The sequence below is a fragment of the Burkholderia sp. 28_3 genome (assembly GCF_003253915.1).
GTDB classification, from domain to species: Bacteria; Pseudomonadota; Gammaproteobacteria; order Burkholderiales; family Burkholderiaceae; genus Burkholderia; species Burkholderia cenocepacia.
This window is the reverse complement of the sequence record NZ_QKZF01000001.1, coordinates 351,191-371,686: the sequence shown is the minus strand read 5'-3', so window position 1 is coordinate 371,686 and position 20,496 is coordinate 351,191. Positions and strand designations below refer to the sequence as shown.

Sequence of the window (20,496 nt, the reverse complement as noted above, 5' to 3'; positions counted from 1 at the left end):
TGGATGCGTGGCGGACCGCCAGCGATATCGGACGATGTTAGGCGGACGACGGCAGCCGCGTCAACGCCCTAACGCGCGCGCACCGACACGAACTTCCGCGCGTTGTTGCGCTGGATCAGCACGGCGATCACGCTGCCGCCGCTCGCTTCGAGCGTCGGTACGTCGTCCGGCGTCTCGAGCAGCGTGTCGTTGAGCTCCAGCACCACGTCGCCCGGCTGGATACCGGCGCGCGCGGCCGGGCCATGCACCGCATCCACCATCATCCCGACCGCGAGCCCGGTCGAACGGCGCTCGTCGTCGCTCAACGCGTGCATCGTCAGGCCGAGGCGGTCGCCGTGGTCGCCTGCATCGCCCGCCCCCGAACCCGGCCCCGGCCGCGCGGCGGCCTTCGGCGCGGCCATGCCGACCGTGGCGACCGCGCTACCCGCGTCGTCGGCGCCGGTGATCGTCAGCATCATCGGCGCACGGTTGCGGATCACGCGCAGCCGCGCCTTGCCGCCCGGTGGCAGCGCGCCGGCCAGATCGTTCAGTTCGGCCGAGTGGCCGATCGTCTTGTCGCCCACCTTCACGATCACGTCGCCGGGTTTCAGGCCGGCCGCGGCGGCCGGCGAGCCGGGCGCGACCCCGTTGACGAGTGCGCCCGCCGCACGCGGCAGTCCGAACGCCGCGGCCAGGCCGACGCCCACGTCCTGCACGTCGACGCCGAACGCATTGCCCGACGACGCCTCCGCCGCGGGCGGCGGAGCCTGCTGCGCCTGCTGTTGCGCACGCAACTGGGCGCGCACCTTCGTCGCGAACGCGATCGGGATGGCGAATGTCGTGCTCGCGTAGCGGTCGGCGCCCGTATAGACCTGCACCGCGATGCCGATCACGTCACCCGCGCGATTGAACACCGGGCCGCCCGAGTTGTCGGGGTTCGGTGCGATGTCGGTTTCGAAGAACGGAAACGCGCTGCCGTCCGGCAGCCGGCGCGACGTCGCGCTGACGATGCCGGCCGTGACCGTGTTGCCCGAGCCGTCCGGCGCGCCGATCGTCATCACCGGTTCGCCCGCGCGCACTTTCGACGAATCGCCGACGCGCACGAACGGCAGCTTCGTCGCGTCGACGCGCAGCACGGCCACGTCGCTTTGCGGATCGACGGCCAGTACCGTCGCCTTGAATTCGCGCCGGTCGGTGAGCCGCACCGTCACGTCGGTCGCCTCGTCGACCACATGAGCGGACGTGAGGATCAGGCCATCGGCGCTGACGATGAAACCCGAGCCGCTGCCGGACACCGCACGCGGCGCGGTATCGGGCGCCGGCGCCTGCGGCCCCTGCGCGGACGGCGGTGCGCCATGGCGGAAGAACGCGGCGAGCGGATCGTCGGGATCGAGCATGGCAAAGGCCGGGCCGCCGGTTTGCGGGTCGGGCGTGGCGGCCATGATGGTCACGACCGCCGGGCCGTAGCGCTCGACGATCGCCGGGAAGTCGACCGGCATCGCGTAAGGCGCGGCGGGCGGCCGCGCCTTCATCGCGGGCGGTGCGGCGGGCGGTGCGAGGGTGCCGGCGATGGCGGCGGGCGGCGGCAAGATTCCGGCAAGCACGCCCCCGATCAACGCGGTGCGAAGCACGGCGCGAGCAAGCGTCTGGCAGACCACGGTGCACCTCCCCCGGGCAGTCGCGACGCCACCCTGCGCGAGACGCGCAGGCGCCCGACGAGCACCGGTACACGCCTCCATTTATAGCCCACGCGCCGGTTGGAACATACGAATCGAAACCCGTATGCCGGGAGGTGCCCGGGCGGCGGAACCGCGAGGGCGGCCGCTTCGAACAAAGTGCACGGTTCGTCAATCCGAATATCCACCACGCATTGGGGTGGACGTCGGTGCCGGGGTCTTCGTCACGGTCTGCGGCCGGGCATGCCATCTGTCGCACATCGCGGACAGGCCGAGCGCAATCACGATCACGCAGCAGGAAGTTCGAGGTGGCGAAACCCTACCATCACGCGTGCCCCGCGCCCACCCGCTCCGCGATCGCCGACACCATCCGCAACATCGGCTCGAACGCATCGGCCGACGTATTGCCGAAACCGAGCACGAGCCCGTTGCCGGCGCGCGCCGCATCGATCGCGAAACCCGACAGCGGAAACGGCCCGATGCCATGCGCGCGCGCCGCTTCGACGATCGCGCGATCGCGATAACGCGCCGGCAGCCGCAGCGCGAGATGCAGCCCGCACGGACCGCCCTCGATCTGGTGCGGCACGCTCAGGCTGCTATCGAGTGCGGCGAGCAGCAACCGCCGCCGGTCGCGATACAGCCGGCGCATCCGTCCGAGATGCCGGCCGTACTCGCCCGTCTCGATGAAATCGGCCAGCGCGAGCTGCACGTGGCGCGTCCCGCCGCGCAGCATCTCCGGCAGCGCCGGCCGCACGGCGGCCAGCAACGCGTCGGGCAGCACGAGAAAACCGATCCGCAGCGCCGGAAACATCGTCTTGCTGAACGAGCCGAGATAGACGACCGGCGAATCCGGCGCGAGCCCGTGCATCGCGCCGATCGGCTCGCCGGTGTGACGGAATTCGCTGTCGTAGTCGTCCTCGATGATCCACGCGCGATGGCGGCGTGCCGCATCGATCAGCGCGAGCCGGCGCGAGATCGACAGCACGGCGCCGGTCGGGAACTGGTTCGACGGCGTCGTGTAGACGAGGCGCGGCGGCCGCTCGCGCCAGTCGTCCGGTTCCGCACGCAGCCCTTCCGCGTCCACCGGCATCGGCACGACGTCGAGGTCGGCCGCCTGCATCGCGGTGCGCGCGCCGCGATAGCCGGGCTCCTCGACCCACACCGTATCGCCCGGATTGGTCAGCAACTGTGCGCACAGCGCGATCGCGCCTTGAGCGCCTTCGGTGATCACGATCTGTTCGGGATCGCAGCGCACGCCGCGCGTGACGGCCAGATGGCGCGCGATCGATTCGCGCAGGGCGGATTCGCCGAGCGGGTCCCCATACGCGAGCAGCTCGCGGCCGGCACGGCGCAGCGCGCGATCGATCGCGTGCCGCCATGCATCCACCGGGAAATGCGACAGCGCGGGCACGCCCGGCCGGAAGCCCTCCGATTCGCCGGTGCCGACGAGGCTCGGACGAATCCGGCCGAGCCGCTGCGCGACGGCCGGCGGCGCGGCCCGCCTGCGCGGCGGCGCCGGCCGCGACAGCCCGACGACCCGCGTGCCGCGACGATCCGACTGCAGGAAGCCTTCGGCGACGAGCTGCTCGTACACGGCGGCCGTCGTATTGCGCGACACGCCGAGCGTTTCGGCCAGCGCGCGCGTGCCGGGCAACCGCGTGCCGGCCGGCATCGCGCCGCCGAGGATCGCGTCGCGCAAGCGGCGCAGCAACTGGCGCTGCAGCGACGGTGCGCCGGGCGTACGTGCCAGCGGCGCATCGAGCGGCAGCAACGGCGCGGCGCCGGAAGGAAAGGCAGTCGTCATCGGAATATCGCGGCGTGAAAAGTCGAACCTGCGGTGATTGGCGAACGGCTGCGATCACGACTCGTGGCACCATAAATTTACCGTTCTCTGGCGCTTCTCATGGTACCTCGCCGGGACTACGATCGTCTGCATGCCGGCATGTCGCCGGCCGCCAACCGAAGCGAGATCGACCTTGCCCACGCTCACCAACGCTTTCCAGCAGCCCATCGGCCAACCCGTTCCCGACTGGTCCGCGCGTCCGCGCCCCGAGCGCATCGCGCTCGAAGGCCGTTACTGCCGGCTCGAACCGCTCGACGCCGAGCGCCATGCGGCCGACCTGTACGCGGCCTACGCGCAGGCGCCCGACGGCAGCGACTGGACCTATCTCGCGCACGGCCCGTATGCCGACGAGTCGAGCTACCGCGACTACGCGCGCGGCGCGCAGGCGAGCACCGATCCGCTGCACTACACGGTGATCGACCGCGCCACGGGTCGCGCGGTTGGCACGCTCGCGCTGATGCGCATCGATCCGGCCAACGGCGTGATCGAGGTCGGCTCCGTCACGTTCTCGCCGCTGCTCAAGCGCACGCCGGTTTCGACCGAAGCGCAGTTCCTGCTGATGAAGTACGCGTTCGACACGCTCGGCTACCGGCGCTACGAATGGAAGTGCGACGACCTGAACGCGCCGTCGCGCAAGGCGGCCGCCCGGCTCGGCTTCCGCTACGAAGGCACGTTCCGGCAGGCGATCGTCTATCGCGGCCGCAATCGCGACACCGCGTGGTTCTCGATCATCGACGGCGAATGGCCGGACGTCCGCGCCGCGTTCGAAGCATGGCTCGCACCGGAGAACTTCGATGCCGAAGGCAACCAGCGCCAGCCGCTCACCGCGATCCGCCACGCGCAGGCCAGCGCGCGCGACGCAGCCAGCCGCGCGAACGACGCCACGCGCGTCACGGTGCGCCCGCTCGTCGCCGCCGACGAAGCCGCGTGGCGTCCGCTGTGGCAGGGTTACCAGAAGTTCTATGACACGGCGCTGAGCGACGCGGTGTTCGCGACGACCTGGGCGCGCCTGATGGATCCGGCCGAGCCGATGTTCGTGCTCGGCGCGTTCGACGCGTCCGGTGCGCTGGTCGGGATCGTGCATTCGATCTACCACCGCTCGTGCTGGACCGAAGGGCCGTACTGCTATCTGCAGGACCTGTACACGGCGCCCGACGCGCGCGGGCAAGGTGCCGGCCGCGCGCTGATCGAGGCCGTGTACGAACGGGCCCGCGAAGCCGGCGCGAGCCGCGTGTACTGGCTCACGCACGAGACCAACACCGCCGCGCGCGCGCTGTACGACAAGCTCGCGAACAACGCCGGTTTCATCCAGTACCGGCACGACCTGAAGAAGTAACGTCGCCGCTCCGACGGCCGATGTTCAGCCCGGAACATCGGCCGGATCGCGTGCGTCGCCGTCCCGCGGCGCGCCATCGCACGCCGCACCGCCCCTACCCGGCACCGACGCCGGGCAGATCATCTCGTCGCCGTTGGCCGGCACCGGTCGCCGCACCGGCCGGAACACCGGCTCGCCCGGCTCGATCGGCTGCCCGGAAAGCGCGCAGCGACCGGGCTGCAACGCGACGCGCAGCCGCCAGCGCTGCTCGCCGTAGTGACACCGGCCGCTCTCGACCCATCGCACCAGCAGTCCGTCGTCGCCCGCCTCCAGCACCGTGACGAACAGTTGCGGGCGCAACGGCGACGCCGCGGCCGTCCCCTGCTCCGGAATCGGCGCGCGGCCGATCGTCACGAGCGGGTGGGCGATCACGCCGCCGCGCGACGGCATCGCGTCGTCTTCGTCGAACGCGGACGCGTCGCACGACAGGTCTTCTTCGCAGATCGGGCTTTCCATGGTGTTGAGCATGCTTGACGAATTTCCGTGCAGGTTGAACGACGCCGGCGCGTTCAGCGCCGGCCCATCGGTTCGCGCAGCAGGGACAGGCCGATCGCCGCGCCGACGGCGGCGGCCGCGAGCATCAGCCCGATGCCGCCCGACCAGCCAAACGCACCGACGATCGCGCCGATCGTCAGCGGCCCGATCACCTGGCCGAGATAGTTGCCCTGCACGACCCAGCCGATGCTGAGCGGCGCCAGCGACGGCGACGGGGCGGAGCCCGGCGCGCACGCGAGAATGGTCGCGGGCAGCATCCCGGCCATCGCCGAAAACGCGAACCCGAGCGCGACCGCGAGTGGCGCGGGTGTCGCCGCGCCGAAGAGGCCCGCGCCCGCCGCGCCGATCGCGACCGACGTCGCCGCCATCACGATCCCCGGTCGCGCCCCGCGCGACAGCAGCCAGCCGGCCGTCAGGTTGCCGATCACGCACGCGGCGACGATCGCCGCGCTGATCAGCCCCGCCGCGCCGACCGCGACGCCGAGGCGCTGCATCAGGAACACCGGCAGGAACGTCATCACCGCGAAGAACTGCACGTTGTAGGTCGCGAAGCCCAGTGCGAGGAGCGTGGTCGAGCACGACGCGAGCACGGTGCGCAGCGCGGGGCCGATGCGCGTCGTCGCCTGCCGCGACGGCGCGTCGGCCGACGTCGTGACCGGCACCGCGGCCGCCGCGACGAGCGTCAGCGCCGCGGCCGCGAGCCAGCCGTTGCGCCAGCCGCCGAGCAGCGGCCCGACCAGCATCGACAGCGCCATGCCGGCCGGCATGAAGGTGCTCCACAGGCCGAACGCGAAATTGCGCCGTTCGGGCGGCGTCACGCGGTTCAGCACGGCCGGCGCGGCGACCACCACGATCACGAACCCGAGGCCTTCCGCGAAGCGCGTGGCCAGCAACAGCGCGAAGCTGCCGGCCCAGGCGCCGGCCACGCTCGACAGGCCGAGGATGACGAGCCCCGTCACCAGCAGCCGCCGGTCGCCCCAGCGCCGCACCAGCAGGCCGGCGGCGATCCCGCCGAACACGCCGACGAACGGAAACACCGACATGATCCCGCTCAGAGACGCCAGCGAGCCGCCGAACTCGTGCTGCAGCGACGGCAAGCCGATCGTCGCCTTGCCGACGTGCAGCGCCGACACGATGCTCGCCAGCACGACGTTCGCGACGGCGGCCCGGTAGCTGCGCGCCGGCAGCGTGGCGGCATCGGCCGCGACAGGCGATTCGGTCATCTTCACCTCCGTTGAAGCGGCGGCGTGCAACGGGATGTCTCACGCGACCGCAATCGGACTGGCGCACATGATACAAATTGAAGTTAACTTCAAGTAAAGGGGCAGCGCGCGCAACGATCCGTTTCGGCGATGGTGACAATGGCCGGCGCGACACGCGACGGCATCCTGGTCTAAGCTGTCCGCTTCGTCCGACAACGCCGCGCCGCGTCCCTCCTTATGTCAACCGCCTCCCCTGCACCGGCCACGCTGTTTCCGCTCGACGAAGCCTGGACGGATTTCCCCCGCCGCAAGGCGGCCGTGCGCACCTTCATCGCCGGGTACTGCGCCGCGCGCGGCCGGCGCGATGCGCCGCTGCACGACGGCCCGGACGGCCATGTCGTGCAGTTCGACGGCGCGATGGGCCGGCCTTTCGAGCATTTCATGATCGAGGGCGCGCCCGTGTCCGGCGCCGGCCCGTTTGCGGTTGGCGCGTGGATCACGCGCTACGGCGCGGCACCGCTGCCGCCCGCGCTGCACGGCCGGACGCGCCGGCTGACCGACGAGCATTTCATGGCCGCCGACATCGACGGGCTGTCCGGCGACGACGCGCTCGCGCTTTCGCTGGCCTGCGACACGCCTGGCGCGATCGACGCGTTCAACGCCAGCGGCGCCTTCGCGCCGTTCCAGCCGAATCCGGCCGCGTTCCTGTTCGCGCACCGGCTCGACGGACAGATCGCGGCCACCGCGCGCTACGGCTTCGCGTCGCCGCGCGATATCGTCGTCGACCGCGTCGGGACGGCGGACGCATACCGCCGCCGCGGCCTGGCGACGCAACTGCTCGCCGCGATCGTCGCGCACGCACGGCACCGGGGTGCGCGCCGCGTGTGGCTCATATCGACCGAGGTCGGCCAGCCGCTGTACCGCGCCGCCGGATTCACGCCGCTCGCCGCGGTCGCCGTGGACGAAGTCGTCGCCTGAACGCGGATCGAACGGCGCCGCCCGTCGCCGTTCGTCTCGCGATTCGTCTCATTGCGCTGAGACGAACGTCCCGGCGTCTCACGCGCTTCGCTGTGGCGCTATCGCAGCAAATTCGACGCTCCGTTCCTTCCAAATCGTTGCCGTTCGGCGGACAGCGACATGGTGCAGCGCACCCGACGCACATTTTCCGGCCGCCACGCATCGCCCGGCTTCACGCTGGCCCCGTTCCTGCATACCGGTCGAACGCGCAATCGCGCGACGGGCGCGCCGGCAACATCGCCGCACGCCCGACGACAACCTGACGGAGACAGCAACGTGAGTACACCGGCACCGATCACTCCCCCCAGCATGAAAGCCGCCGTCTGGCACGGCCGCCACGACATCCGCGTCGAAGAGGTTCCCGTTCCGGAACGCCCGCCGGCAGGCTGGGTCACGATTCGCGTGCACTGGTGCGGCATCTGCGGCTCCGACCTGCACGAATACGTCGCCGGGCCGGTGTTCATCCCGGTCGACGCGCCGCATCCGCTGACCGGCCTGAAAGGCCAGTGCATCCTGGGCCACGAGTTCAGCGGCGAGATCGCCGAGCTCGGCGCGGGCGTGTCGGGCTTCGCGGTCGGCGACCGCGTGACGGCCGACGCATGCCAGCATTGCGGCACCTGCTGGTATTGCCGGCACGGGCTGTACAACATCTGCGAGAACCTCGCGTTCACCGGGCTGATGAACAACGGCGCGTTCGCCGAATACGTGAACGTGCCGGCCGAACTGCTGTACAAGCTGCCCGACCATTTCCCGACCGAGGCCGGCGCGCTGATCGAACCGCTCGCGGTCGGGCTGCATGCGGTGAAGAAGGCCGGCAACATCGTCGGGCAGACCGTCGTCGTGGTCGGCGCGGGCACGATCGGCCTGTGCACGATCATGTGCGCGAAGGCCGCGGGCGCCGGACGCGTGATCGCGCTGGAAATGTCGGCCGCGCGCAAGCAGAAGGCGCTGGAGGTCGGTGCGAGCGCGGTCGTCGATCCGAAGACGTCCGACGCGATCGCGGAAGTCCGGGCGCTGACGGGCGGCTACGGCGCGGATGTCTCGTTCGAGTGCATCGGGCACACGGCCACCGCGAAGCTCGCGATCGACGTGATCCGCAAGGCCGGCAAGTCGGTGATGGTCGGCATCTTCGAGGAACCGGCGCCGTTCAACTTCTTCGACATCGTGTCGACCGAGAAGGAAGTGATCGGCTCGCTCGCGTACAACGGCGAATTCGCGGACGTGATCCGCTTCATCGCGGACGGCCGCATCGACGTGCAGCCGCTCATCACCGGGCGCATCGCGCTCGGCGACATCGTCGCGCACGGCTTCGAGGAACTGGTCAACCACAAGGACCGCAACGTGAAGATCATCGTCCGGCCGGCCGTTTCCTGAGCGCACACGCGCGGCCGCGGGATCGATTCCCGCCGCGCCGCGCCGGCCGCCGTACAGGCGTATAGCGGTCCCCCGTCGAGCGTCGCCCCGTGCGCGGGCGGCGCGCCTGCGTGCGCATCCCTTCCCTCTGTCGTCACCGTCCAAGGCAGCCGCCATGTCGCGCTCCCTCCGGAAGCGGCGCGCCCGAACATTCGCAATCCCTAACATTCACCGCAACGCGCGATCCGCACCGGTGCGCGATCAGGGTTTCTCCGCATCAAGCACGATGCGTCCGGCGTCGACAGGATGGTGGCGCAACGCGATCCGGTGCCGCGTGCGATCCGGCTTCCCGGGCGCGATCGTTGCCGCCCCGTCACGACGGAACACCTGTCGAACCTCACGGCGCCACGGCGCCGACAGGCCGAGAATACGGGCCTCCCAGGGATAGTTCGCAAAACACGGTGTGCCATGAATCTCTCGTTCAATCGGGAACGCGCAAACGACGTTCGCTCGCTGACGATCCAGCAGAAAACCCATCTCGGCTTCGCGCTCGTCACCACGCTGCTGGCCTTGCTGTGCGGCACGATCATCGCGGGCAGTGTCCGCCAATACCGGCAGGAAAACGCCGACCTGCAAAGCTTCGAATTCGTCCACGGCGCGATGATCGCCGCCAACATGATCTCGGCCGAACGCGGCCCGACGAACGACCTGCTCGTGCGCGCGCAGCCCGACGCCGCGACGGAGCGGCGCAACCTGCGCGCCGCGCGCGAGCGTTCCGACCGCGCGCTCGCGCATTTTCGGGCCGGCATCGGGCACGCGGCGGCGCTCGACGACCGCGAGCGCGGCAACCTGCTGCACGCGGTCGATGCGATCCGGATCACGCTCGCCGATGCGCGCGCGGAAATCGACGCACTCGACGCGCGGCCGCTCGCGTCCCGCACGGTGCGCGACATCCAGCATGCGCAGGCGCGCCTGTTCCGGGTCGTCGACACGGTGTCGCTGCTGATCGACGGCGCGATGACCGACACGGCCATGCGCGACCCGCGCACGTCAGGCGCGATCCTGCTCGCGCGGCTGCTGAGCGACCTGCGGGAATACGCGGGACGCACGGGCTCGCTGCTCGTCGCGCCGATGTTCGCGCGGCAGGCGCTCGATCGCACGCAGTTCGCGGAGATCATGCTGATGCGCGGACGCATCGAACAATTGCGCGCACTGATCGACGGCGCGTTCGGCGCGCGGCTCGACGATGCGGACGTGGCCCGCGAGTACGCGCAGCTCAACGCGGCGTTCGACCGTCACCTGCTGCCGCTCGTCGACGCGATCGTCGCGAACGGCCGGACAGGCGCCTACGCGATGAGCGCCGGCGATTTTTCGAGGACGATCGTCCCGTATTTCGGGCCGTGCGAACGGCTGCGCGACCGCGTGATCGACGCGGCGCGGCGCCGCGCCGTCTCGGACCGGAATACCGCGCGGATCAAGGTGGCGGTATCGGCATGCGCGACCGCGCTCAGCGTCGCGATCCTGCTGTCGCTCGCGCGCGGCACGCAGCGGCTGCTGTCGACGCCGCTCGATGCGCTCGGCCGCCGGATCGTCGCACTCAGCGACGGCGATACGACGCCCGTCGCGATGCCGCGCGGCGTCGGGCCGGAGATCACCCGCATCGACCGGGCACTGGAGACCTTGCGCCATGCGCATGTGCGCCGCGACATGCTCGAACGCCAGCGCAACGACATGCTGACGCTGTTCTCGCACGACATGCGCGCGCCGCTGACGTCGCTGATCATCCTGATCGACGCGCAGGAACACCGCGCGAACGACGCACCGACAAAGCGGCAATTCGAGAGAATCGGCAGGCTCGCCCGCCATACGCTGGCGATGGCCGACGGTTTCGCGCAGTTGTCGCGTGCGGAAGCCAGCGAATACGAGCGCGTGCCGGTCAACCTCGCCGACCTGATGAACGAGGCGCGCGACGCCGTATGGCCGCTCGCGCATCGCAAACGCATCTCGATCGACGACGTGCCGCGCCGCGACGACACGATCGTGCACGGCGACCCTGCGTTGCTGTCGCGCGCGCTGATCAACCTGCTGGATAACGCAATCAAGTACAGCCCGTCGCTGACGAGCATCGAATGCCGGGTGGAACCGGGCGCCGACGGCCGGGCCGTGCACTGCACGATCCGGGACCGCGGCTGCGGGATCAGCCACACGGACCAGACGCGGCTGTTCGAACGCTACCGGCGCTTTCGCACGGCCGGGCAACCGGACACGGGCGGCGTGGGGCTCGGAATGGCGTTCGTCAAGGCCGTCGTCGAACGGCACGCGGGCGACATTCATGTGCAGAGCGCCGTGCTGCAGGGCACCACGATCACGATCGCGCTGCCGGCGGCGGCGAACCCGTGACGTCGCAACCCCGCGCGATTCTTCGATATACTGAACCGAACCCTTTTCGGGGCAACCGGGGGCAACCCGCCTTCCGCGCGTCCGCCCCGCCTGCGTGGAAGCGCGCACCGTGAAACCGCGAACCGGACTGATTCTCGAACTCTTCGTCAACCTCGTGCTGCCCTGGGTGGCCTATCGGGTCGCGCATCCGTATTTCGGCGAAACGGGCGCGCTGTACGCGTCGGCGGTTCCGCCGATCATCTGGTCGATCGTCGAATTCATCCGCTCGCGCCGCGTCGACGCGGTGGCGGCCATCGTGCTGCTCGGCATCACGCTGTCGATCGTCGGGATGGCGTTCGGCGGCAGTCCGCGCACGCTGCTGATGCGCGAATCGATCGGGTCGGGCACGATCGGCATCGTGTTCCTGCTGTCGTTGTTCCGCGAACGCCCGCTGATCTACTATCTGGCCCGCGCGACCGTGGCCCGCGAGATGGACGGCGGCGCCGCGCACTTCGAAGCCGTCTGGGACGCGCAGCCGGGCCTGCGGCAGATGCTGCGGCTGATGACGTTCGTGTGGGGCGCCATCATGACGGTCGAGATGCTGCTGCGCTGGTGGATGGTCGTCAGCTGGCCGGTCGAACGCGTGCTGGTCGTGTCGCCGGTCATGGGCTACACGGTGTTTGCCTGCCTGCTGCTGTGGACGTTCTGGTACCGGCGGCGGATGCGCGTGCGCAACAGCGTCGACATCCCGGGCCGCGGCGGCGTCACCGAAACCGCCGGCCGCTGACACGCGGCGCGCCGGCTGCCCGGCAGCGTGTCACGGCACCTGCTGTATGATGCGCGGCGTCTCGTCCGCCTGTCCGCTTCCCGTCATGTCCCTTTCGCTCCTTCCGTGTGCCACGATCTGGCTCGCCCTGTTCGCGGCCGCCGCATTCGCGTGGCATCGCCCACTGCACGGCCTGAGCATCGGCGTCGCCGCGCTCGGCTACGCGGGCGCGCTGGCATTCGGCCAGCTCGCGCCGATCACGCTGGCGCCATTCGCGCTGCTGATCGCGGCCGGCTGGGGCGTGCTGCCCGCGCGCCCGCTCGCGGTGCGCATCGCCGCGCATCTCGTCTTCGCCGCGCTCGCGATCGCGCTGAGCCTGCACCTGATTCCCGGCTTCCACAATCCGCGCGTGATCGCGCCGACCCGTTTCACGCCGGACGCCGTGCCGTTCACGATGTACCTGAATTTCGACAAGCCGCTCGTCGGCCTGTGGCTGTTGTGGGCGCTGCCGTGGGTCGCGCCCGACGTCGCGCTGTCGCGCGCGCTGCGCACCGGTGCGGTGGCGGCCGCCGCAACGGCCGCCGCGTGCCTGGCCGGCGCGCTCGCGTTCGGGATGGTCGGCTGGGCCCCCAAATGGCCGCCGTCCGGCTGGCTGTGGCTCGCGAACAACCTGCTGCTGGTGACGCTCGCCGAGGAAACGCTGTTCCGCGGCTACGTCCAAGGCGGGCTGACCCGCGTGTTGCGCGCGTATTCCTGGGGCCCGTGGGTCGCGCTCGCGGCCGGCGCGGTGCTGTTCGGCGCCGCGCACGCCGCGGGCGGCTGGCAATGGATCGTGCTCGGCACGGTGGCCGGCGTCGGCTACGGGCTCGCGTGGCGGCGCGGCGGCCTGCTCGCCGCCGCGCTCGCGCATGCGGGGCTGAACGTCGTCCACTTCGGCCTGTTCACCTACCCGATGCTCGCCGCCGCGCGCTGAACGCGGTGCGCGGCGCCGCCCGCGTTGCCGCTCAGTTGAACCCGGCCACCGCGTGCGGCACGTACGGGCGTTCGAGCGTCGCGATTTCGTCGTCGGTCAGCTTCAGCGCGAGCGCCCCGAGCGCATCGTCCAGTTGCTGCGGCTTCGAAATGCCGACGATCGGCGCGGTCACGCCGCGCTTTTGCGCGACCCACGCCAGCGCGACCCGCGCCCGCGGCACGTTGCGCGCGGCGGCGATCGCCGCGACGGCCTCGACGACCGCCTTGTCGGCATCGATCGTCGCGTTGTACAGCTGCTGCCCGACCTCGTCCTTCTGCTGCCGTTCCGACGATTCGTCCCAGTTGCGCGTCAGGCGCCCGCGCGCGAGCGGGCTCCACGGAATCACCGCGATGCCTTCGTCCTCGCACAGCGGCAGCATTTCGCGCTCTTCCTCGCGATACAGCAGGTTCAGGTGGTTCTGCATGCTGACGAAGCGGGTCCAGCCGTGCTGCTTCGACGTGTGCAGCGCCTTCGCGAACTGCCATGCGAACATCGACGAGGCGCCGATATAGCGCGCCTTGCCGGCCTTCACGACGTCGTGCAACGCCTCGAGCGTCTCCTCGATCGGCGTGCCGTAGTCCCATCGGTGAATCTGGTAGAGATCGACGTAGTCGGTGCCGAGCCGCTTCAGGCTCTGGTCGATGTCGGTCATGATCGCCTTGCGCGACAGCCCGGCGCCGTTCGGCCCCGGCCGCATCCGGTAGAACACCTTGGTCGCGATCACGACGTCGTCGCGCTTCGCGAAATCGCGCAGCGCGCGGCCGACGATCTCCTCCGACGTGCCGTCCGAATACATGTTCGCGGTGTCGAAGAAGTTGATGCCGGCCTCGATCGCCCGCTGGATGATCGGCCGGCTTTCCGCTTCCGGCAGCGTCCACGGGTGCGTGCCGCGCAACGGCTCGCCGAACGTCATGCAGCCCAGCACCAGCTTCGACACGTCCAGCCCGGTCGACCCGAATTTCACGTATTCCATTGCACGCCTCGCCACTCAAGTTGGGGTTGCGGCCGGATGCGCGCCGCGCATCCGCCAGACGTCGCATGGTATCCCGCATGCGGCGAACGCGTATGACCGCGCGCCGCGTGCAGGCTGCGTGAAAGGTCGAACCTTGACGGCCGGACCGGGCGGCCCGGTTACTTGACCTGGTCGGCGATCGGCTGCAGGAACGCGGAGAAGCCGGTCAGCATGATCTGCACGCCGATGCACAGCAGCAGGAACGCCGACACGCGCTTCGCGACCTTGGTCCCTTCGCTGCCGAGATAGCGCGCGAGCAGCGCGGAGCGGCTGTAGACCTGCCAGATCACGAGCGCGACGAGCACGGACACCGCGATCGACACGATGCTCGACAGCATGAATTCCGACAGCTTGTGCGTGCGGTTCGCGTTCAGCGCGATCGCGGTCGCGATCGAGCCGGGACCGACCGTCAGCGGCACCGTCAACGGGAAGAACGCGCGCGTCATGATCGCGTTCGCGTCGATCGGCTTGACCGGCGTGTCGCCGCCGCCCGGCCCGTCGGGCTCGTTCAGCATCTGCCAGCCGGCCACCGCGACCGCGAAGCCGCCGCCGATCCGCAGCGCTTCCATCGAGATCCCGAAGAAATGCAGCACCGGCGTGCCGGCGAAGAACGCGACCATCAGGACGACGAACGCGTTGAACGCGACCTTCCTCGCGAGCAGATCCCGTTCGTACGCGGTGAGCGCCTCGGTCCGTTCGAGAAACAGGAACGCGATGCCGATCGGATTGATGATGCCGATCAGGCCGGTAAAGCCGAACAGGATCTCGGAGACAAGGCGGTTGACGATCATCGTGCGAAGCATCGGTCGGGGCTGGGCCGGCAGCGCGCCGGGGGTCACGCATTGTAGTGCAAGCGCTCGCGCCCGAGACGCAAAATACGGCCGGCCCGGTTGCGCCGACGGTCGCGGTCGAGTTTCGTCGTGCAGCCTTATTCGGCGCCCGCCTCCCACGCCGGCGGCCGCTTCGCGAAGAAGGCCGCGAAGCCTTCCTTCGCTTCCGGCGTCGCCCGCACCCGCGAGATCGTCTGCGCGGTGAACGCCGCGCGTTCGTCCGACGGCGGGTATTCGCCGATCGCATCGAAAAAGCGCTTGATCTCCATCAGCGCGTGCGGGCCGTTGCGGCCCAGTTCCGCGAGCGTCCGTTCGAGCGTGTCGTCGAGCGCATCGAGCGGCACGGCCTGGTGGATCAGCCCGATCGCGACGGCTTCGGCGGCCGCGAGCTGCGTCGCGGTCAGCGCGAGCCGGCGCGCCTGGCGCTGGCCGACCGCCTCGACCAGATACGGGCCGATCACGGCCGGCAGGATCCCGAAACGCGCCTCGCTGACCGAAAAGCGCGCGTGATCGCTGGCTATCACGATGTCGCAGGCCGCGCACAACCCGACCCCACCGCCGAACGCGTGGCCCTGCACGCGCGCGACCGTCGGTTTCGGGCACTGCCGGATCGCGCGCATCATCGCGGCGAACCGCTCGGCGTCGCGCAGGTTCGCGGCCGCGTCGTTCGCGCTCGCACGCTGCATCCACTGCAGGTCGGCGCCCGCGCAAAATGCGCGACCGTCCGAACGCAGCACGATCGCACGCACGTCGTCGCGCCGGCCAAGCGTCGTGAACGCGTCGGTCAGCTCCGCGATCATCGTCTCGTCGAACGCGTTCAGCACGTCGCCGCGCTGCAGCGCGACGGTCGCGATGCCGCGCGCATCGACCGTGACGGCCAGGGTCTTCAATTCATCCATCGAACAGGTTTCCTCGGGTAGAACGGCACACCTCGACATCAGGCGGCCTGACGGCGATCGATCACGCGGCGCGCCTTGCCGGTCGCGGTCGCCGGAATGCCGCCGGCTGCCAGCACCGTCACGCCGGACGACACGCCGACCATCGTCTTGATCCGGTGCTGCAACTCGCGCGCGAGCGCCGCGCGCTCGCCGTCGGTGACGGACGCCGCCGCCTCGGAGCGCAACTCGACCGCGAGGTCGAGCCGGTCCATGTGACCGTCGCGCGACAGCGTGATCTGGAACTGGCCCGACAACATCGGCAGCGCGACGACGATCTCCTCGATCTGGCTCGGAAACACGTTCACGCCGCGCACGATCAGCATGTCGTCGGAGCGGCCCGTGATCTTCGCGAGCCGGCGCATCGCGCGCGCGGTCGGCGGCAGCAGCGCGGTGAGGTCGCGCGTGCGGTAGCGGATCACCGGCATCGCCTCCTTCGTCAGCGACGTGAACACGAGCTCGCCCTGGCTGCCGTCGGGCAGCACTTCGCCGGTGACGGGATCGATGATCTCCGGGTAGAAATGGTCTTCCCAGATCACCGGGCCGTCCTTCGTCTCGACGCATTCGCACGCGACGCCCGGGCCCATCACTTCCGACAGCCCGTAGATGTCGAGCGCGTCGATGCCCACGCGCGTCTCCACTTCATTGCGCAGCGCCTGCGTCCACGGTTCGGCGCCGAAGATGCCGATCTTCAGCGACGATTCGGCCGGGTCCATCCCCTGCCGCACCATCTCGTCGATCAGGTTCAGCATGTACGACGGCGTGACGAGGATGATCTTCGGCTCGAAGTCGCGAATCAGTTGCACCTGCTTCTCGGTCTGCCCGCCGGACATCGGCACGACCATGCAGCCCAGCCGCTCCGCGCCGTAGTGAATCCCGAGGCCGCCGGTGAAGAGACCATAGCCGAACGCGTTGTGCAGCGTATCGCCCGGGCGGCCGCCGGCCGCGCGGATCGAGCGCGCGGTCACGTTCGCCCACGTGTCGATGTCGCGCGCGGTGTAGCCGACCACGGTCGGCTTGCCGGTCGTGCCGCTCGACGCGTGCACGCGCACGACCTGCTCGCGCGGCACCGCGAAGAGGCCGAACGGATAGTTGTCGCGCAGGTCGTTCTTGGTCGAGAACGGGAATTTCGCGAGATCGGCGAGCGATTTCAGGTCGTCCGGATGCACGCCGGCCGCGTCGAACGTGCGGCGATAGTGCGGGACGTTGTCGTACGCGTGGCGCAGCGACCACTTGAGGCGTTCGAGCTGCAGCGCCTGCAGTTCGTCGCGGCTGGCGGTCTCGATCGGCTCGAGGGCGGCGGCGGGATGCGTCGGGTGAGTCATCGGGGTGCTCCTCCAATGGCGTGATGTCGTTATCGTGTTCGAAGTAACCGGGGCGGGCGGCTACGACCGGAACGTGCGGCCGGCCGCATGCAGCGCGGCGAGGCGCGGCGACACGCGATAGCGGTCCTCGCCATAGCTCGCTGCCAGGTTCGACAGCACGCGGTGCACGCGGCCGAGGCCGATCGCGTCGGCCCACGCGAGCGGGCCGCACGGATAGTTCACGCCCTTCTCCATCGCGAGATCGAGGTCGGCCGGCGAGCACACGCCCTGGTTCACCGTGTCGGCCGCCTCGTTCGCGAGCATCGCGACGGTGCGCATCGCGACCATCCCCGGCACGTCCGCGACGCCGACGACACGAAAGCCCGCCTGCTGGAACAGGCCGACCGCATCCGCATAGGCCGCGTCGCCGCACTGGAGCGCGCGGGTCAGCGCGACGAGCCCCGCCTGCGCGTAATCGCGCGCGAGATCGACGAGCACGAGATCCGCCACGCCCGTTTGTGCGGCGCGCGCGGTGGCCGTCCGGCCATCGGTCAGCGCGATCGACGCGCGGCCGGCCGTGGCCAGCAGATCGTCCGGCTGCGCACCGGCCTGACGGGCGCCTGCGATACGGTCGACGAAGCGCGCATGCAGCGCGGCGGCCGGGCCCTCCTGCGCAAACAGCACGACGTCCGCCGGCGCGGCGCGCGGCGGCTCGAGATCGGGGGCAGGCGGCGTCGCGCCGTCCGCATACGAATAGAAGCCGCGTCCGGACTTGCGTCCGAGGAAGCCCGCGTTGACGAGTTCCTGCTGGATCAGCGACGGCGTGTAGCGCGGATCGTTGAAGTACGCGCGGAACACCGACTCGGTCACCGCGAAGTTCACGTCGTGGCCGATCAGGTCCATCAACTCGAACGGCCCCATCCGGAACCCGCCGGCTTCGCGCATCACCGCATCGATCGACGCCGGTGCGCCGCCCTGCTCGTTCAGCACGCGCAACGCCTCCGCGTAATACGGCCGCGCGACGCGGTTCACGATGAAGCCCGGCGTCGATTTCGCCATCACCGGTTGCTTGGCCCACGCAGCGGCGGTCGCATACAGCATCTGCGCAACCTCGGGCGCGGTCGCGAGCCCGCTGACCACCTCGACGAGCGCCATCAGCGGCGCGGGATTGAAGAAATGCAGGCCGGCGACGCGCTGCGGCACGCGCAGCCCGGCCGCGATCGACGTGATCGAGATCGACGACGTGTTGGTCGCGAGCACGCACGCGTCGTCGACATGACGTTCGAGCGTCGCGAAAATCTCGCGCTTCACGTCGAGCCGTTCCGCCGCCGCCTCGACGATCAGCGCCGCACCCGCGAAATCGGCCAGCGCGCGCACCGCGCGGACCCGGTTGCCGGCCGCGTCGGCCTGCGCCGGTTCGAGCCGGCCCTTCTCGGCCAGCCGGGCGAACTGGGCACGGATGCCGGCCAGCGCCTTGTCGCAGGCCGCTTCGTTCAGGTCGTAGAGCAGCACCGCATGGCCGGCCGCCGCCGCGACCTGCGCAATGCCCGCGCCCATCGCGCCGGCGCCGATCACGCCGACGACGGCCGACGGCGCGAGTGCGCCCGAGTTCACCGAATGTGCAGAGGAAACAGCCATCGCTTGCGATCCGTCATGAAGTGGAAGTGCGAGCATTATAAACCGACCGGTCGGTAGATTTATGTCAGGGCGAGCCCGAATTTGTCGTGCAAGACATCGTTACGGAAACTGCAACGACAAAAAAATCGAAACGTCGGGCAACTTTTTATCAACCGAAAGGTCAACGTAAGCGTTCGAATATGAGATAGTGACCCCCGAACGCCTGATAAAATTCGACAAATTGCCGGATTTCAGGGGGAAAGCGTGTCGCGCCGTCACCGCCGTCCATCGTCGCCCGCCCTGTCGGGGTCGGATCGAGCCGCCGGCCACGCGTCGTCACGTGCGCTCGTCTCGCCATCCGCGGGCAACCGCATCGAACCGTTTCATCCCGCGACGGGCCTCGGCCCGCCCGCGCCCCTCGCCGCCTCACGGCAGCGAACCCAGGGCAGCGCCGTTGCGCGCCGCCACCTTTTCGGTTTCATCGTCCTCGTTCGGCGGATAGTACGGCCGGGCTTCGTCAACCCGTGACGGCGCGTCGCGCGCCGCCACTCGCATAAGGAAACCCTCCATGCCGCTGTCGTCCAACCAGCTCCCGCGCTGGACCCTCTGGGCCCCGCTTGCCGCCTGGCTGGTACTCGCGCTGTCGCGCGCGGTGCCGGCCGAAGGCCTCGTCATCGCGGTGTTCGCCGCCGCGCTCGCCGGCGCCGTGTTCGCCGCCGTCCACCACGCGGAAGTCGTCGCGCACCGCGTCGGCGAACCGTTCGGCACGCTCGTGCTCGCGGTCGCCGTGACCGTCATCGAGGTCGCGCTGATCGTGTCGGTGATGCTCGGCGCGGGCCCGGAGAAATCGGGCCTCGCCCGCGACACCGTGTTCGCCGCCGTGATGATCATCTGTAACGGCATCGTCGGCATCTGCCTGCTGGTCGGCGCATGGAAGCACGGCGAACAGGACTTCCAGGGGCGCGGCGCGAGCAAGGCGCTCGCGGTGCTCGCGTCGCTGTCGGTGCTGTCGCTCGTGATGCCGAACTACCTGAGCGCCGCCCCGGGCCCGTTCTTCTCGAAATCGCAGCTCGCGTTCGCCGGCGTCGCGTCGCTCGTGCTGTACGGCGCGTTCGTGTTCGTGCAGACCGTGCGCCACCGCGACTACTTCCTCGCCGCGCACGACACCGCGGACGAAGCGGTGCACGCGGCGGCGCCGAGCAACCGCACCGCGATCACCAGCATGGTGCTGCTGTTCGCGAGCCTCGTCGCGGTCGTGCTGCTCGCGAAGCTGCTGTCGCCGGCCGTCGAGCATGCGGTGCTGAAGCTCGGCGCGCCCGAAGCCGCGGTCGGTATCGTGATCGCCGCGCTCGTGCTGCTGCCGGAAGGGCTCGCGGCCGTCACCGCCGCACGGGCGAACCGCCTGCAGACCAGCATGAACCTCGCGCTCGGTTCGGCGCTCGCGAGCATCGGGCTCACGATCCCGACCGTCGCGGCCGTGTTCATCTGGGTCGGCCAGCCGCTCACGCTCGGGATCGGCGCGATGGAAACGGTCCTGCTCGCGCTCACGCTGCTGGTCAGTACGCTCACGCTGAGCCAGGGGCGCACGACGGTGCTGCACGGCGTCGTGCACGTCGCGCTGTTCGCCGCGTACCTGTTCCTGTCGATCACCCACTGACGCTCCAATGCAAGCGGCCCGGCGGATTCGCTCCGGCGGGCCGC

General features: G+C 70.0%; 17 protein-coding genes. 7 read left to right on the top strand and 10 right to left on the bottom strand.

Annotation, left to right across the window (positions count from 1 at the left end; genetic code table 11):
* Nucleotides 1-68 precede the first annotated feature (68 nt).
* On the bottom strand, nucleotides 69-1,637 hold the full coding sequence (locus tag DFS13_RS01730) for a trypsin-like peptidase domain-containing protein (RefSeq protein ID WP_181461601.1): 1,569 nt from the start codon (nucleotides 1,635-1,637) through the stop codon (nucleotides 69-71).
* 343 nt (nucleotides 1,638-1,980) lie between these two features.
* A complete protein-coding gene (locus tag DFS13_RS01725) occupies nucleotides 1,981-3,459 on the bottom strand; it encodes a PLP-dependent aminotransferase family protein (protein ID WP_048988101.1) in 1,479 nt (492 codons plus the stop codon).
* A 172-nt stretch (nucleotides 3,460-3,631) separates the two neighbouring features.
* Between DFS13_RS01725 and DFS13_RS01720 the strand changes: the two genes are divergently transcribed.
* Nucleotides 3,632-4,834 (top strand): GNAT family N-acetyltransferase, encoded by a 1,203-nt coding sequence (locus tag DFS13_RS01720; RefSeq protein ID WP_006487338.1) that lies wholly within the window; start codon nucleotides 3,632-3,634, stop codon nucleotides 4,832-4,834.
* A 24-nt stretch (nucleotides 4,835-4,858) separates the two neighbouring features.
* Here DFS13_RS01720 and DFS13_RS01715 read toward each other — a convergent pair whose 3' ends face one another.
* Together DFS13_RS01715 and DFS13_RS01710 are read right to left on the bottom strand one after the other, a co-directional pair.
* Entirely contained in the window at nucleotides 4,859-5,341 is a 483-nt protein-coding gene (locus DFS13_RS01715; RefSeq protein WP_069351913.1) for a DUF3331 domain-containing protein, read from the bottom strand.
* Between the two features lie 41 nt (nucleotides 5,342-5,382).
* Nucleotides 5,383-6,591 (bottom strand): CynX/NimT family MFS transporter, encoded by a 1,209-nt coding sequence (locus DFS13_RS01710; RefSeq protein WP_111441327.1) that lies wholly within the window; start codon nucleotides 6,589-6,591, stop codon nucleotides 5,383-5,385.
* A 216-nt stretch (nucleotides 6,592-6,807) separates the two neighbouring features.
* Between DFS13_RS01710 and DFS13_RS01705 the strand changes: the two genes are divergently transcribed.
* The 5 genes from DFS13_RS01705 to DFS13_RS01680 all read left to right on the top strand — a co-directional run bounded on the left by DFS13_RS01705 (nucleotide 6,808) and on the right by DFS13_RS01680 (nucleotide 13,058).
* A complete protein-coding gene (locus tag DFS13_RS01705; protein WP_034202247.1) occupies nucleotides 6,808-7,548 on the top strand; it encodes a GNAT family N-acetyltransferase in 741 nt (246 codons plus the stop codon).
* A gap of 348 nt (nucleotides 7,549-7,896) precedes the next feature.
* Nucleotides 7,897-8,961, top strand: a complete 1,065-nt coding sequence (locus DFS13_RS01695; RefSeq protein WP_059720797.1) for a 2,3-butanediol dehydrogenase — start codon at nucleotides 7,897-7,899, stop codon at nucleotides 8,959-8,961.
* A gap of 447 nt (nucleotides 8,962-9,408) precedes the next feature.
* Nucleotides 9,409-11,340 (top strand): HAMP domain-containing sensor histidine kinase, encoded by a 1,932-nt coding sequence (locus tag DFS13_RS01690; RefSeq protein WP_111441325.1) that lies wholly within the window; start codon nucleotides 9,409-9,411, stop codon nucleotides 11,338-11,340.
* Nucleotides 11,341-11,449: 109 nt separating this feature from the next.
* Complete coding sequence (locus tag DFS13_RS01685; RefSeq protein ID WP_006488931.1) at nucleotides 11,450-12,106, top strand: VC0807 family protein; 657 nt, start codon at nucleotides 11,450-11,452, stop codon at nucleotides 12,104-12,106.
* 85 nt (nucleotides 12,107-12,191) lie between these two features.
* The gene (locus DFS13_RS01680) at nucleotides 12,192-13,058 is read left to right on the top strand and encodes a CPBP family intramembrane glutamic endopeptidase (RefSeq protein ID WP_111441420.1); all 867 of its coding nucleotides are present in this window, start codon (nucleotides 12,192-12,194) and stop codon (nucleotides 13,056-13,058) included.
* Between the two features lie 31 nt (nucleotides 13,059-13,089).
* Here the strand turns inward: DFS13_RS01680 and DFS13_RS01675 are convergent, their stop codons facing one another.
* The 6 genes from DFS13_RS01675 to DFS13_RS01650 all read right to left on the bottom strand — a co-directional run bounded on the left by DFS13_RS01675 (nucleotide 13,090) and on the right by DFS13_RS01650 (nucleotide 19,365).
* Nucleotides 13,090-14,070: an aldo/keto reductase gene (locus DFS13_RS01675; RefSeq protein ID WP_048988089.1), complete on the bottom strand. Its 981-nt coding sequence runs from the start codon at nucleotides 14,068-14,070 to the stop codon at nucleotides 13,090-13,092.
* A 158-nt stretch (nucleotides 14,071-14,228) separates the two neighbouring features.
* A complete protein-coding gene (locus DFS13_RS01670) occupies nucleotides 14,229-14,900 on the bottom strand; it encodes a MarC family protein (protein ID WP_006483966.1) in 672 nt (223 codons plus the stop codon).
* Nucleotides 14,901-15,037: 137 nt separating this feature from the next.
* Nucleotides 15,038-15,838: an enoyl-CoA hydratase-related protein gene (locus tag DFS13_RS01665; RefSeq protein ID WP_060263386.1), complete on the bottom strand. Its 801-nt coding sequence runs from the start codon at nucleotides 15,836-15,838 to the stop codon at nucleotides 15,038-15,040.
* A gap of 38 nt (nucleotides 15,839-15,876) precedes the next feature.
* Nucleotides 15,877-17,199: a phenylacetate--CoA ligase PaaK gene (gene paaK, locus DFS13_RS01660; protein WP_060211178.1), complete on the bottom strand. Its 1,323-nt coding sequence runs from the start codon at nucleotides 17,197-17,199 to the stop codon at nucleotides 15,877-15,879.
* Nucleotides 17,200-17,259: 60 nt separating this feature from the next.
* Nucleotides 17,260-18,816, bottom strand: a complete 1,557-nt coding sequence (locus DFS13_RS01655; protein ID WP_060263387.1) for a 3-hydroxyacyl-CoA dehydrogenase — start codon at nucleotides 18,814-18,816, stop codon at nucleotides 17,260-17,262.
* A gap of 405 nt (nucleotides 18,817-19,221) precedes the next feature.
* The gene (locus DFS13_RS01650; RefSeq protein ID WP_193372798.1) at nucleotides 19,222-19,365 is read right to left on the bottom strand and encodes a hypothetical protein; all 144 of its coding nucleotides are present in this window, start codon (nucleotides 19,363-19,365) and stop codon (nucleotides 19,222-19,224) included.
* Here DFS13_RS01650 and DFS13_RS01645 point away from each other — a divergent pair.
* Nucleotides 19,364-20,452 carry a calcium:proton antiporter gene (locus DFS13_RS01645; RefSeq protein ID WP_006483972.1) on the top strand — a complete coding sequence of 363 codons (1,089 nt, stop codon included), beginning with the start codon at nucleotides 19,364-19,366 and terminating at the stop codon, nucleotides 20,450-20,452. The genes DFS13_RS01650 and DFS13_RS01645 overlap by 2 nt on opposite strands.
* Nucleotides 20,453-20,496: the final 44 nt, after the last annotated feature.

Coding starts and splice junctions, on each gene's coding strand:
- DFS13_RS01650 (WP_193372798.1), bottom strand. CDS start 19,365: ATGGAGGGTTTCCTTATGCGAGTGGCGGCGCGCGACGCGCCGTCACGG.
- DFS13_RS01710 (WP_111441327.1), bottom strand. CDS start 6,591: ATGACCGAATCGCCTGTCGCGGCCGATGCCGCCACGCTGCCGGCGCGC.
- DFS13_RS01715 (WP_069351913.1), bottom strand. CDS start 5,341: ATGCTCAACACCATGGAAAGCCCGATCTGCGAAGAAGACCTGTCGTGC.
- DFS13_RS01675 (WP_048988089.1), bottom strand. CDS start 14,070: ATGGAATACGTGAAATTCGGGTCGACCGGGCTGGACGTGTCGAAGCTG.
- DFS13_RS01695 (WP_059720797.1), top strand. CDS start 7,897: ATGAAAGCCGCCGTCTGGCACGGCCGCCACGACATCCGCGTCGAAGAG.
- DFS13_RS01690 (WP_111441325.1), top strand. CDS start 9,409: ATGAATCTCTCGTTCAATCGGGAACGCGCAAACGACGTTCGCTCGCTG.
- DFS13_RS01665 (WP_060263386.1), bottom strand. CDS start 15,838: ATGGATGAATTGAAGACCCTGGCCGTCACGGTCGATGCGCGCGGCATC.
- paaK (WP_060211178.1), bottom strand. CDS start 17,199: ATGACTCACCCGACGCATCCCGCCGCCGCCCTCGAGCCGATCGAGACC.
- DFS13_RS01705 (WP_034202247.1), top strand. CDS start 6,808: ATGTCAACCGCCTCCCCTGCACCGGCCACGCTGTTTCCGCTCGACGAA.
- DFS13_RS01725 (WP_048988101.1), bottom strand. CDS start 3,459: ATGACGACTGCCTTTCCTTCCGGCGCCGCGCCGTTGCTGCCGCTCGAT.
- DFS13_RS01655 (WP_060263387.1), bottom strand. CDS start 18,816: ATGGCTGTTTCCTCTGCACATTCGGTGAACTCGGGCGCACTCGCGCCG.
- DFS13_RS01680 (WP_111441420.1), top strand. CDS start 12,192: ATGTCCCTTTCGCTCCTTCCGTGTGCCACGATCTGGCTCGCCCTGTTC.
- DFS13_RS01645 (WP_006483972.1), top strand. CDS start 19,364: ATGCCGCTGTCGTCCAACCAGCTCCCGCGCTGGACCCTCTGGGCCCCG.
- DFS13_RS01670 (WP_006483966.1), bottom strand. CDS start 14,900: ATGATCGTCAACCGCCTTGTCTCCGAGATCCTGTTCGGCTTTACCGGC.